We start from the raw sequence: 12940 nt of genomic DNA on the forward strand, positions 1-12940 counted from the left end.
CCTCGAAACGCTGCTGTCCTGTTGTATGTGCAAACTGCTAGAATGTGGAGTATCGGTCAGTGTTCGGCGGCGATCCTGGATGTACATCAGTCTGCAAATCAACAATGTCGACGCCTTGCCTGCGGGCATCTCGGCCGGCTACGCGGCGCGGGATCGCAGCTTCGAGATCGGACGCGATGCTTGCGACTGGACCTTGTCGGACCCCGACAAGTTCATCTCCGGCCGGCATTGCGAGGTCCGCTACGAGGGAGGCGCGTTCTGGCTGCACGACGTCTCGCGCAACGGAACCTACATCAACGGATCAAACCAGCGCATGACCAGCCCGCAGCGGCTGGCCAATGGCGACCGGATGCTCATCGGCCGCTATGTCGTCTTTGTGTCGATCGATGAGGAGCGCGCTGCGACCGGTCACCCCAGCCACGGTTCGACGCAGCGCGAAATGCCGGTCGCTGCAGGCCGCTCGCTGGAATTCGGAGATGGGCCGTTTTTCGATCCCTCGGAGCAACAGTCCGGGCAGCGCGTTGCGGCGTCGACGTTCCCGTCGCAACCGCCCCTGCCCTCGACCAGGGATGAAGTGCTGAGGGAAATCGCCATCGGAGCCGGCATTTCGCCGGAATTGCTGCAATCGCGCGACCCGCATGAAGTTGCCGCCGAAATCGGTGCGGTGCTGCGAACGGTGGTCGAGGAACTGACATTGCTGCTGAAGGCACGCGCGGCGGCGAAGATGCTGGCCAAGAGCACACAGCGAACGATGATCAGTGCCGCCGACAACAACCCCCTGAAGTTCGTTCCGGGAACCGACGACATCCTCGAAATCATGTTCGCACGGCGCCGGGCCGGCTATCTCGATGCCAGGCGCAGCATCGAAGATGCATTCCGCGATCTCAAGACCCACGAATTCGCCACCTATGCCGCCATGCAGGCCGCGCTGTCGCGGCTGCTTGACGACCTGTCTCCGGAAGCGATCGGACGAAAGCTTCCGCCGACATCGTTCTCGTCGAAGAAGAGCCAGGCATGGGACGCTTTTGTCACGACCTGGCGAACCATGGAGGAAGCACACGAGAACGGCATGCTGGACATATTCCTGGCCTATTTCAGCGAAGCCTATGCAAAAGCCGACAAGCAGAAATAGGCGTTTCAGGGGAGCCGTGGCGCTGCAGCCAACGAAGACAACTCTTCGGTGCGTGGCATCCGGTTCCAATCGAGAGTTTCCGAGATTACGATCGCTTACGACAATTCGCCAAACGGGTAAGGCTGGTCGACCTGGGTGTCTGCGACAATGTCATCTTACGGCGGGATAGCAAAATATAGCCAACTTTCCTTAAGACAGAGCCCTGCCCTGCAGGGCCTGCCTTTGCTTTGCCTGACCGCGAGAAGCTTTGCGCCTGGCCGGCAAGAGCGCGGGCGTCAGGCGCGGACGGACGATTGGCCATGAGCTCGAAAGACGATCCTTTCGGCCCGGCCGGCAAGACCGTCATTCGCGCCACGCCACGACGCGAGCGAAAGCCGGCGCCGGTCCCCCAGGAGCCTGTCGCGGATGGCGGCCAACCCTCGCAGATCAGGGACTCGACAGTGTTCGATCCCGGCGTCGGCCGGCAGACACCGCCGGGCTGGACATCCGGGACCGTGATGTATCAGGGAACTCCTCTTGCGGCGGCGCCGGCGCCGGCCCTGCGGCAGGAGACCCTACTCAATATCACCGAAAGTGTCAGATATTCCGCGGCAAACCCGATCCTTGCCGCGGCCGCACCGTTGCTGATGCTGTTGGGCCAGCTCAGGCTTGTCCCGGTCGAGAGACAAGCGGAGCCATTGGCGGAGCATGTCGCCGAAGCGATAGACAAGTTCGACCGAACGATGGAGAAATCCGGGGTCGCGGAAGAGGATGCGCGGATCGCGAAATTTGTCCTGTGCGAAACAGCCGACGACCTCATCGGCAACCTGCCTTGGCCACGAAAAGACGCCTGGGTGCAGCACAGTATGCTGACGCAGTTCTTCCACGTCGAGCCCAACGGCACGGGCTTCTTCGAAGCGCTGAACAAAGTCCTAGCCAGCCCGGAGGCACATTACGATCTGCTCGAACTGATGCATGTCTGCCTGTCGCTGGGGTTTGAGGGCCAGTATCGCGGTCTGACACGCGAGGACACCAATCTCGAACGTGTTCGGCGCGACGTCTTCGAAACGCTTCGCTATTTCAAGCCCCGCGCGGACGAAGACATCTCGCCCCATTGGCGGGGCCTGTCGGCGACGGTGACGCAGTCGTCGACGCGCCTGCCGCTCTGGGTCGTTGCGGCAGCGGCATCAGCGCTGCTGACTGCCGCATTCTTCGCGTTGCGGGTCTTCATCACCAATGAAGGCGACGCCGCCGCGGATGAATTGCTGGCGCTCAACCCATCGACGCCGATCGCCATCGAACGGGCCAGCGTGGCGCCGTTAGCCGAGCCGGCGAAAGTCACCCCGCCTCCTGCCACAACCACGCAGATCGATCGCATCCGCTCGGCGCTGGCCAAGGAAGTCGGAGCCGGCGGGCTGACCGTGGACACCAAGGGCGACTTCATCGTGGTGGAAATTAACAATCTCCTGTTGTTCCAGTCCGGCAAGGCCGATGCGAAACCAGAGTTCCAGCCCATAGCCGCTGATATCGCTGCCGCCCTGGAACCCGAGCGCGGACCGATCAGGATCGTCGGCCACACCGACAATGTGAAGCCGCGAAAATCGAGCCCGTTCAAGTCCAACTTCGACCTTTCCGTGGCTCGGGCGAAGGCTGTCGAAACGATGATGGCGCCGAAGTTCAGCGATCCCTCGCGACTGACCGTCGACGGCAAGGGCGAGGACGAGCCGATCGCCGACAATGCAACGCCGGAAGGCCGCGCCGCTAACCGCCGTGTCGATGTGATGATCGCCAAGGAGGAAACATTGTGAGCACGGCCGTTTGGAAGCGCCGATGAAGCGTTGGCTGCTGTGGATATTCAGCATGATCGCGCTGGCCGGATTTGCGGCGGCGGTGTGGTTTGCGGGACCTTTGATCCGCTTCGCCGATAGCCGCCCCCTCGGACCTGTCTGGTTGCGCGCGGCAATCATCGGTGTGATCGTGGCGGCCGTGGCGCTCTTCTATGGATTGCGTTTCTGGCGGATGCGCAAGGCGCAAAAGGCGCTGGAGATCGCCGTTGCCCGCAACGACGGCAGGGATGACGACTCGCAAGTACTCGAGGCGCGCATGAACGAGGCGATCGCCGCGCTTAAACGGTCGAGCGGCAAGCGCAATTTCCTCTATGAGGTCCCCTGGTACATCATCATCGGCCCGCCCGGCGCAGGCAAGACAACGGCATTGGTCAATTCCGGCCTGAATTTCCCGCTGGCCGTTTCGGGTGATGCCCAGCCGGTCGCCGGCGTTGGCGGCACGCGCGCCTGCGACTGGTGGTTCACCGACCAGGCCGTGCTGATCGACACCGCCGGACGCTACACGACGCAGGAGTCCAATGCCCAGAGCGACAGCAAGAGCTGGCTCGCCTTCCTGTCGCTGCTCAAGAAATGCCGCACACGGCAACCGATAAACGGCGTCATCCTGGCGATCAGCCTTGCCGATCTCATCGGCCTCGACGACCGGCAGCTTGACGCTCACGTCGTCGAGATACGCAGCCGTCTGCGCGAAATCCACGAGACGCTGAAAATCCAGTTTCCGGTGTATCTGGTTTTCACCAAGGCCGATCTTGTTGTCGGGTTCATGGACTATTTCGGCGGTTTCGACGAGACGCGCCGGCGCAAGGTCTGGGGCGCGACATTCCAGACCAGCGATCGCACGAAGAACATGGCCGCGGAGGCCCCGGCCGAATTCGATGCGCTGGCGAGACGCCTGGTCGAGGAGATGCCCGACCGACTTCAAGAAGAGGCTGACCCGGTCGCGCGCATATCCGTCTTTGGCTTTCCGGCACAGTTCGGTGCGCTGAAGGGCCGAATTGCGAGTTTTATCGCCGGCCTGCTCGATCCGGGCCGCAGCCAGGTGAATGCCAGCCTGCGGGGACTCTATTTTTCGTCAGGCACGCAGGAGGGAACGCCCATCGATCAGGTGCTGGGCGCGATCAGCCGCAACTTCGGCAACAATTCCAGCGCCCATCTTTCCGGAAGCGGCAAGAGCTTCTTTTTGCATGATCTGCTGACAGGCGTCATTTTTGCCGAATCCGGATGGGTCTCGTACGACAAATCGGCGGCAAGGCGGGCGGCGATCGCCAGATTTGCCGGGCTTGGCGCTATCGCGTTGATCGCCGCGGTGGCCCTCGGCATCCTGGCCCTAAGCTTCATCGCCAACGGGTCGCTGATCGCCTCCACCAAGCAGGCCATGGGCCAGTATCGCACAACGGCGGACGCGCTGCTCAAGAGCACCGAGGTCAACGATGTCGACCTCGAAAACGTCATTGGCCCACTCGACCAGTTGCGCGATCTGCCGGCCGGGTTCGAAACCGGCGACGTGCCGACACCGATCGAGGAAACGTTCGGCCTCAGCCAACGGGAAAGACTGCTTTCGGCATCCAGGACGGCTTACCGGCAAGCGCTGGAACGAATGTTCCGATCGCGTCTGCTGATCCAGGCGGAGCGGACGATCCAGGCCAAGATGGCCGATCCCGCCGCGCTCTACGAGCCGTTGAAAATCTATCTGATGCTGGGCGGCAAGGCGCCGAAGGTCGACGACGCGTTGATCGTCTCCTGGATGAAGCAGGATTGGGAGCAGAACCGGTATCCAGGCGAAAACAACCGCGCAGGACGCGAGCAACTTGAAAAGCACTTGCGCGCCATGCTTGCGCTGGACGACGCCTATGATCCGGTTTTCCAACTCAACCAACCACTCGTCGAGGCGGCTCAACGCTCGCTTGGGCGGATGAGCCTTGCCGACCGTGCCTCCGCGCTGATCAGGTCTGCCGTATACGCGGCGGCGCTGGATGATTTCTCCGTTTCAGCGAAGGGCGGACCGGAAACGCCGCTGGTATTCGAGCGTGTCGATGGCGGCGACCTGTCAGGCCTTCGTGTTCCCGGCCTCTATACCTATGCCGGCTTCAACCGTTTTTATCTCGGACAGCTCTCGCGCATTGCGCAGATGCTCGTCGACGACCAGTGGGTGCTTGGCGGCGGCGGCGAACAGGGCGGCATCGATCAGGAGTTGCTGAAGCTCGGCCCCCAGCTCCTCGATCGCTATGGCAAGGAGTTCGCAACCGCGTGGAACAGCGTTCTCGATGGGTTGAAATTCAAAGCGATGCTGAAGGACAAGCCGCACTATATCGCGCTTTCCGCCGTCGCATCGCCAACCTCGCCGATCGAACAGCTGTTTACAGCGATCGCCGCCGAAACTGCCCTTACGCGGGGCGCTGCTTCTGGCAAGGAGCCAGCCACCGGGGTTGAAGCCGGCACGGTTCAAGGCCCGTCGATGGCCAGGGGTCTGGCTCGGATCGGCATACAAATAGCTACCGGAAAATCGCAAAGCCGTGCCGGCACGGGATCTGCGGCGGCGCAAAACCAGAGCCCCGGGGGCAACATTGAAGCGCAGTTCCAATCGTTCCAGGCCTTGGTGAGCGGTCCTGCCGGGCGCCGACCGATCGATGCCTTGACCCAGAACTTCCGCGACATCTACAAGAGCCTGCAACTGGCGACCGACGTGCCGTCGCAGACGGATCGCGTCAACGCCAATCTGCAGCTGCAGATAGCCACCCTTCGTGCCAATTCCTCGCGCCTGCCCAAGCCACTCGCCAGAATGGTCAATGCGACGGCGGACGAATTCGAAGGCAACGTCGCCGAGACTTCGGTGGCGAATTTGAACCAGCTGCTCGACCGGGCGGTCACGGCTCCTTGCGAGGCGGCTGTCAACGGCCGTTATCCTTTCGCCGGCGATGGCACCGAGGATGTGGCGATGGCGGATTTCGCGAAACTGTTCGCACCGGGCGGGCTTCTGGACCGGTTCTTCGCGCAGAATCTCGCATCGCTGATCGACATGAGTGGCCAGGACTGGAGCTGGAAACAGGATGTGCGCTTCGGGCGCGACCTGTCGAAATCGACGCTGAAAATCTTCCAGCAGGCGGCCGAAATCCGCAGCGCCTTCTTTCCCCAAGGCGGTTCGACGCCCTCGATCAGCATCACCTTCACGCCGTTCTCACTGCATGGCGATGCTGATGCCGCGGTGCTCGATGTCGATGGCCAGACCGTCCAGAGCAACCAGGTGGGCAACGCGCCGAGCATCGTGACCTGGCCCAGCGGCGCGGCTTCCGGTTCCGCCAGCCTGAGGCTGACGCCGGAGATGCCAGGCCGCGAATCCACCATCAAGTTCGAAGGGCCGTGGGCGCTGAAGCGGCTCATGGACAAGGCGTCCATCACCGGCACCGACAATAATGTCCAAGCGCGCTTCGTGATCGGCGGGCGCGACGTCAGCTATACGATCCAGACCGGCTCCGGCCCCAACCCGTTCCTGCTTCCGGCACTTTCCGGATTCAGCTGTCCGAAGGCGTTTTGAGATGGGCTTCGAACTTTTCAATGCGGTAGCACCCTTCGGGAGGCTCAGGCGCCCGGACCTTAATTTCGATACTTTAATGGTCGAGCCTGTGGCAGACTGCCGTGAGCGAGCGCCCGGGATTGGGCCGCAGAGGACGCGTGAGAAGCGTTTGGTGGCAAGGTGAGCGATGTCGCCCTTCCCTTTGACAGTTTCGGCGTGAGCCACAAAGGCTGTGTCCGCGAGCACAATGAGGACAACTACCTGCTCGAGCCACGAACCGGGCTTTGGGTGGTGGCCGACGGAATGGGCGGGCATGAGGCCGGAGAAGTCGCCTCGGCCAGCATTGTCGACCACCTGGCCACGATCGGCATCGCAAGCTCCGCTCCGGACCTGCGGGCGCGCTTCGAGGACAGACTGAGCCGGGCCAATGCCGAGATCCGCGGCATATCGGAATCGCGCGGCATCACCATCGGCTCCACGGTCGCCGCCCTGTTGGCGATGGACGGACGGTTTGCCTGCCTGTGGGCTGGCGACAGCCGGGTCTATCTGATCCGCAACGCCGCGATCTCGCAGATTTCGAAAGACCACACCGAAGTGCAGGAACTATTGGATCGAGGCATGATCAGCGCGGCCGAGGCGCTGACCTGGCCGCGCCGCAATGTCATCACGCATGCGGTCGGCGTCAGCGACGACTTCGTCATCGATTTCCAGCAGGGCGAACTGATGCCGGGGGACATTTTCGTGCTGGCCACCGATGGGCTGACGGCACATGTCACAGATGCGGAGATCGAGGCCGCGGTGGTGTCGGCAACGCCTCAGGCGGCCTGCGAAAATCTCTTGCAAACGGTGCTGACGCGGGGCGGAACGGACAATGTGACCATTGTACTGGTGAAGATCGGAACCGGGCGCAATGGACAATCGCTCCACCCTGATCTGTCCAGAGCGGAGGGCTGAGGCCGATGAGCGCCGATGACAAGACGCGAATATCGCCGCAGGTGGCCAACACCGCGGTCGGCACGCAGCTCAGCGGCATCTACGAACTTGACGAGCGGATCGCATTTGGCGGCATGGGCGAGGTCTATCGCGGCCACAACATCCAGACCGGCGACCACGTCGCGATCAAGATAGTGCTGCCCGAGTTTGCCCGTGACCAGACGATCCTGTCCTTGTTCCGCAAGGAGGCCTCGATCCTCAACCATTTGTCGCATGACGCGGTCGTGCGATACCACGTCTTCACCATCGATCCCGGAATCGGCCGGCCCTACCTCGCCATGGAATTCGTCGACGGCGAGTCGCTGTTCGACATAATGCGAAGGGGGCCGATGCCGACGGAAGAGGTGCGCAAGCTCTGCCATCGCCTCGCATCCGGCCTAGCCGCCGTGCATCAAGCCGGAGCAATCCATCGCGACCTGTCGCCCGACAACATCATCCTGCCGGGGGGCCGGGTCGACCGCGCAAAGATCATCGATTTCGGCATCGCGCGATCAGCGACGGTGGGCGGGGAAACGCTGATCGGCGGAAAGTTCGCGGGAAAATACAACTACGTTTCACCCGAACAGCTCGGGCTGTACAGCGGCGACGTCAGCGAGCAGTCCGACATCTACAGCCTTGGGCTGGTGCTGGCCGCCGCCCTGCGCGGCAAGCCGATCGACATGAGCGGATCGCAGTACGAGATCATCGAAAAGCGCCGAACCGTGCCTGATCTCTCTGACATCGACGACGATTTTCGTGACATTGTCGAAGCCATGGTGCAACCGGATCCGCAAGACCGGCCGGTCAGCATGGCTGACATCGCCAGGATGACGCGCGGCGAAGACGAAGCGACAACACCGCCCCCATCCAGGACACCCCGCGACCGGCCGGCTTTGCCACCAGCCGAGCAAACCCTTGCTCCTGATCCCAAGCCCCAGCCATCCAATGTCGCGGGGCACAACGTGCCGGCGGCGACGGGCCCGGGCGAGCAGGGCTTCGTTCCGCATGTCCGGCCAGCGCATCTGTCCAAACCGTTGCCTTCGCCGGCCGCCAGCCCGCCGCGCACGGCCGCGAGCAATGTCCCCGGGAAACCCGCGAAGACCCGAACCATCGCGATCGCTGCTCTTGCGACGCTGGCTGTCGTCTCGGTCGCCGGCCTTTACCTGAGCGGCTTCATGACACCTGTGACGCCGACTGCCGGCAAGACATCGCTTTCGCCCGAACCATCGAAGCCGGCGCCGACGGACAAGGTCGCGAGCGCCCCCGAGCCGGCAATGACAGGTCCGGCCGCGGAGCCGGGAGCCAGCGTCCAGCCTACTGAAAAACAGCCAGATGCCGTGGCAACCCAACAGCCGCTGCCGGCCAAGCCCGCCGAAATCCCCTCGCAGGCTAAAGCCCCGAAGCCGCCGGCAATGGCAGTCCAACCGCAAACAGAGGCGAGCGCACCGCCGGCTGGAAACCAGGCAGATGCCAAGGCCGTGCAGACGGCAGAGCCGGCGAAGCCTATTGCTCTCCCGCAAGCCATGGAACCCCCAACGCCATTGGCAACGGATGCGCAGCAACCGTCCGCAAAGGCATCGCCGACACCCCAGCAGAATACGATGGTCAGCAACAGTCAGACGGCAGTTCCAGCGCCTGAGACGACAGCTCCAGCCGCACCGGCAGTTCCAGCCCCGCCAGCCGAGAAGGTGGCAACGCCGCCATCGGCCAAGCCAAAGGTTGTGGAGACCCCAAAGCCCGAACCACAGATCAGCCAGCCGGAAGCACCCAAGGTGACCGTGCCAGCACCCAAACCAAGCGTAAGCCAGACGGATACCGCGAACGCCGAGGGCCAAAACGCCTCGCCACCGCCGGCCAAACAGCCGGACCTACCAGTCGTCGCGTTGAACGTACCCAAACCGGCGATCCCCCCGGTCGTCGACGATAGCGCGCAACGTGTCTCCTGGGTTCGCGACTTCGGCGGCGGCGACTGTTTCTATGCCACCATGACGTCGTCGACCGACAAGGCCGCCGCGATCGAAGGCTTTGGCACGGCGGTCCAGCCATTCGAACGGATGCTTGGCGATTTCCAGGCAAAATTCCACGTAGAGCCGGACATCAGCGTCCGCCTCATCGAGCCGAGCCAATGCGAAGTCACCAACTTTCTGCGCTTTCTCGGGCAGACCACGGCCGACAAGCCGCAGCTTGTTCTCGACCGGACATCGGTGCCTGATGGTACGCCGATCAGCGGCACGCTGGTGACGCACGGCGGGCTCATCTCCAGTGTCCTGCTGATCGATCACAAGGGCATGATGTTCAATCTCGACGACCGCATCGTCGCACAATCCGACAAGGCCACCTTCAGCATCCCGATTGGCCTCGGCGCCGCCGACAAGGCCGCCGGGAAGGCCGTGCCGCAGATCATAATGGTGATCACGGGTCCGCAGGATATTCAGGCGGCAGCCTTCGCGACGCCGACGCCGGCCTCGGTGCTGCTGCCCAAGATTCTCGAAGAGATCGAGACCGACGGATCGCAATTTTCAGCCACTGCCAAGTATTTCCGGCTCGGCGGATAGCATGGGCGCCCGATGGAACGCTGCCGCTCGCGTTTCCCCAACTCGTCCGCCGACCTGCCCTTGGGGCAGCGTGAGCCGGCTCGAGCCCTGGTTGCCCTGACGGGCCGCATGAAGCTTGCGGTCATGGCAGGGGCGGCATTGCTGGCCGTGCTGGCGCCCGGCGAAGCGCGGGCCGAATTCACGGTCTGCAATCAGACACTCGACGTCGTCAATCTCGCGGTCGGCCAGAAGGTCGACAATGCGGACCAGACTGACGGCTGGTGGACCATCGGCGCAAATCAATGCGTGAACGTCATCCGCGAGGAACTGACGAACCGCTACATCTACATCTACGCGACTGATGTCTTTGGCCATGCGATCCTGACCGGGTCGACCGAGATGTGCATCGAGCGGCGGCGTTTTTCGATCCGCGGCATCGACGAGTGCTGGCAGCGCGGCCATATCGCAGCGCAGTTTCTCGAAGTCGATACGCTTGAACAGGTGCGGTGGACCTTCTTCCTGACCGGAAGCAATCCGTGACGCACAGTATCGACACCAGCTTCAGGGAGAAAAAACTGGCGCGCGCCGCGCTGCGCAGGCGCACGCTCTGGCGCCGGCTCATTGCCGGTTTCGCCGTGGTTGTCCTGCTATCGATCGCCACCGGTTTCTACCTCACAGCGGACTATTGGTCGTTCGGCGACGAAGACGAGGAGCTGCACGCGGTCGAAGGCACGGACGATGTGCCGGCAGATGCATCCGTCTATGTGCCTGCCATTATCGAACTGGCCGGAGATCCGATGTGGATCACGCTTGCGCCCGACGCCGACACGGCAAGCAAGGGCCATGCGGTAGCGCGCCCGTCCGAACTCGACAGTTCCGGCGCCTCACCGCAGATCGAGATCCTCTCCGACGTCATGCTGAGTGCCAGCGAAAAGTTCATGACGACGATCCCGTCGACGCAGGAGGACTTCGCCTTCTTCCAGGCACAGCGGCGGACCGCTCCGACATCGCCGGCCGCCGCACCCACCGAGCAGGCCGCTCCGCCTGCCCCGCCGGTGGCACCGAACGACCAGCAGGGGGACCTGGATAATGAGCTGGCTGCACCCGATGCGAGCGAGGCCCCGGCCGGTTCGGCGCCCAAGGCGGATGCCGGCGACGCGGAGGCCGGCTGGGGAGAGACCATCGATCAGGGCGAGGCAGCGCTGCCCGCCTTCAAGAAGACCCAGATCGAGAACAATACGACCGTCGCAACCGCGACCAACGAGTACCAGCGCTTCGAGGCGACCGAAGACACCTTCGTGAAGATCCTCAACGACCGCAGCCTGGACAGCGTTGCGCTCGATGCGCATTTCTCCGCCGACGATGCCAAGCTGGCGGGCGAAGCCTTGAAGGCGCTCTTCAACCGGGACGGCCTGGAAGCGGGTTATGTCGTCGCCATGCGCGGATTCCGGCCGAACCGCGAAACGACGACGATGTCGCTCATGCAGGTCTCGATCTACGCCAAGAATGTCTTTGTCGGCACGTTGACGCGCAATGCCCCTGGCGCCTTCGTGTCGGGTGTCGATCCCTGGGTGCAAGAGGATCTGTTCAACTACTCCGGTGCAGATCAAGGCGGGCCCAAGCGTCAATACCGCCTGCTCGATGCGATCTATTCGACGGCTGCGCGCAACAAGGTCCCGACCGGCGTCATCGGCGAGGCGATCATGTACCTGTCGCGAGGACAGGATCTCGACGCCTTCACCAGCGAGGACCAGCGCCTAGTGCTGATCTACTCGCAGACGCCGCGTGGCAAGGATGAGACGTCCGGGCGGGTGCTTTATGTCGGCGTCCAGGGCGGTGAGAAGACCATCGACTGTTTCGTCTTCCAGCAGAGCGACGGCCAGTACTCCTGCGTCACCGGCAATGACGAGGTGCGTTCGCTAACTGTCGCCAACGGCATGGTCACGCCGGTGAACGGGGTCATGACATCCACCTTCGGCCCGCGCAAGCACCCGATCCTCGGCGTCGTTCGTATCCACAAGGGCGTGGATTGGGCAGCCCCTGTCGGCACGCCGATCATGGCGGCCTTCGACGGCGAGATCAGCTTCCAGGGCGATGGCGGCAGCTATGGCAATCTGGTGAAGATCTCGCATGCGAACGGGCGCGAGACGCGCTATGCGCATATGCAAAAATTCGCCATTGCGAGCGGAGTCGGTACCAAGGTGAAGGCCGGCGACGTCATTGGCTATATCGGCACTACCGGGCTCTCGACCGGCCCGCATCTGCATTTCGAGCTCTACCAGAACGGCGAGGCGATCGATCCGCTAGGGACTGCCACCACGGTCGCCACCTATGAGACTGGCAATTCCGGCAATTCTGGCAATTCCGGCGATGTCGCCGTCGAAACGCTGACCGAGCGGATCGTTCATGTCGAGAGTGGCGGCAGCGCCCGCGCCAAGAACCCGAATTCCTCGGCGACCGGCGCCGGCCAGTTCATAACGAAGACCTGGATTCGGATGATGAATACCTACCGTCCGGACCTCGCGCGCTCGCTGTCGACCGCCGACCTGCTCGCCCTGCGCTACGACGCCACGATCTCGCGCGAGATGGTTCGCAATCTGGCGCGCGAGGGCGAAGCGTATCTTCGGGCGCGCGGTCACCAGATCACGGCCGGCCGGCTCTACCTCTGTCATTTCCTGGGAATGGAAGGCGCGCATCAGGTGCTGTCGGCGCCAGCTTCGGCACAATTGAGCGCCGTGCTGGGGTCCGCCGTCATCCAGGCCAACCCGTTTCTCACGGGCAAGACAGCCAGCTATGTGGTGGACTGGGCCGAAAGGAAGATGGGCCAGAAGCTGAGCCGTGTGGCCACCGACGCCAACCCGCCGTCGACGACTACGGAGATCCGCCAGACATCGCCGGAGTTCGAAAAATACAAGCAGGCCGTCACCGCCCTCATCAGCTCGATCCAGAATACGCTTTGACCCGG

Annotated in this window: 7 protein-coding genes; all 7 read left to right on the top strand. The window is 63.0% G+C overall.

Features of this window, described 5'->3' with window-relative positions:
* Nucleotides 1-79 precede the first annotated feature (79 nt).
* The 7 genes from tagH (at nucleotide 80) to EN824_RS30670 (ending at nucleotide 12935) form a co-directional block, all read left to right on the top strand.
* Entirely contained in the window at nucleotides 80-1132 is a 1053-nt protein-coding gene (tagH, locus tag EN824_RS30640; RefSeq protein WP_135917252.1) for a type VI secretion system-associated FHA domain protein TagH, read from the top strand.
* 299 nt (nucleotides 1133-1431) lie between these two features.
* On the top strand, nucleotides 1432-2919 hold the full coding sequence (gene tssL, locus EN824_RS30645; RefSeq protein WP_135880697.1) for a type VI secretion system protein TssL, long form: 1488 nt from the start codon (nucleotides 1432-1434) through the stop codon (nucleotides 2917-2919).
* Between the two features lie 22 nt (nucleotides 2920-2941).
* Entirely contained in the window at nucleotides 2942-6490 is a 3549-nt protein-coding gene (gene tssM, locus EN824_RS30650; protein ID WP_135917253.1) for a type VI secretion system membrane subunit TssM, read from the top strand.
* A 159-nt stretch (nucleotides 6491-6649) separates the two neighbouring features.
* Nucleotides 6650-7423 (top strand): PP2C family serine/threonine-protein phosphatase, encoded by a 774-nt coding sequence (locus EN824_RS30655; protein WP_135880699.1) that lies wholly within the window; start codon nucleotides 6650-6652, stop codon nucleotides 7421-7423.
* A gap of 5 nt (nucleotides 7424-7428) precedes the next feature.
* Nucleotides 7429-9996 carry a serine/threonine-protein kinase gene (locus EN824_RS30660; protein WP_135917254.1) on the top strand — a complete coding sequence of 856 codons (2568 nt, stop codon included), beginning with the start codon at nucleotides 7429-7431 and terminating at the stop codon, nucleotides 9994-9996.
* Between the two features lie 12 nt (nucleotides 9997-10008).
* Nucleotides 10009-10515 (top strand): DUF1036 domain-containing protein, encoded by a 507-nt coding sequence (locus tag EN824_RS30665; protein ID WP_245511664.1) that lies wholly within the window; start codon nucleotides 10009-10011, stop codon nucleotides 10513-10515.
* Nucleotides 10512-12935: a M23 family metallopeptidase gene (locus EN824_RS30670; RefSeq protein ID WP_135907056.1), complete on the top strand. Its 2424-nt coding sequence runs from the start codon at nucleotides 10512-10514 to the stop codon at nucleotides 12933-12935. The genes EN824_RS30665 and EN824_RS30670 overlap by 4 nt, the downstream gene beginning before the upstream one ends.
* The last annotated feature ends 5 nt before the right edge of the window (nucleotides 12936-12940 follow it).

The sequence above is a fragment of the Mesorhizobium sp. M8A.F.Ca.ET.181.01.1.1 genome, assembly GCF_004792025.1.
In the GTDB taxonomy this organism is placed as follows: domain Bacteria; phylum Pseudomonadota; class Alphaproteobacteria; order Rhizobiales; family Rhizobiaceae; genus Mesorhizobium.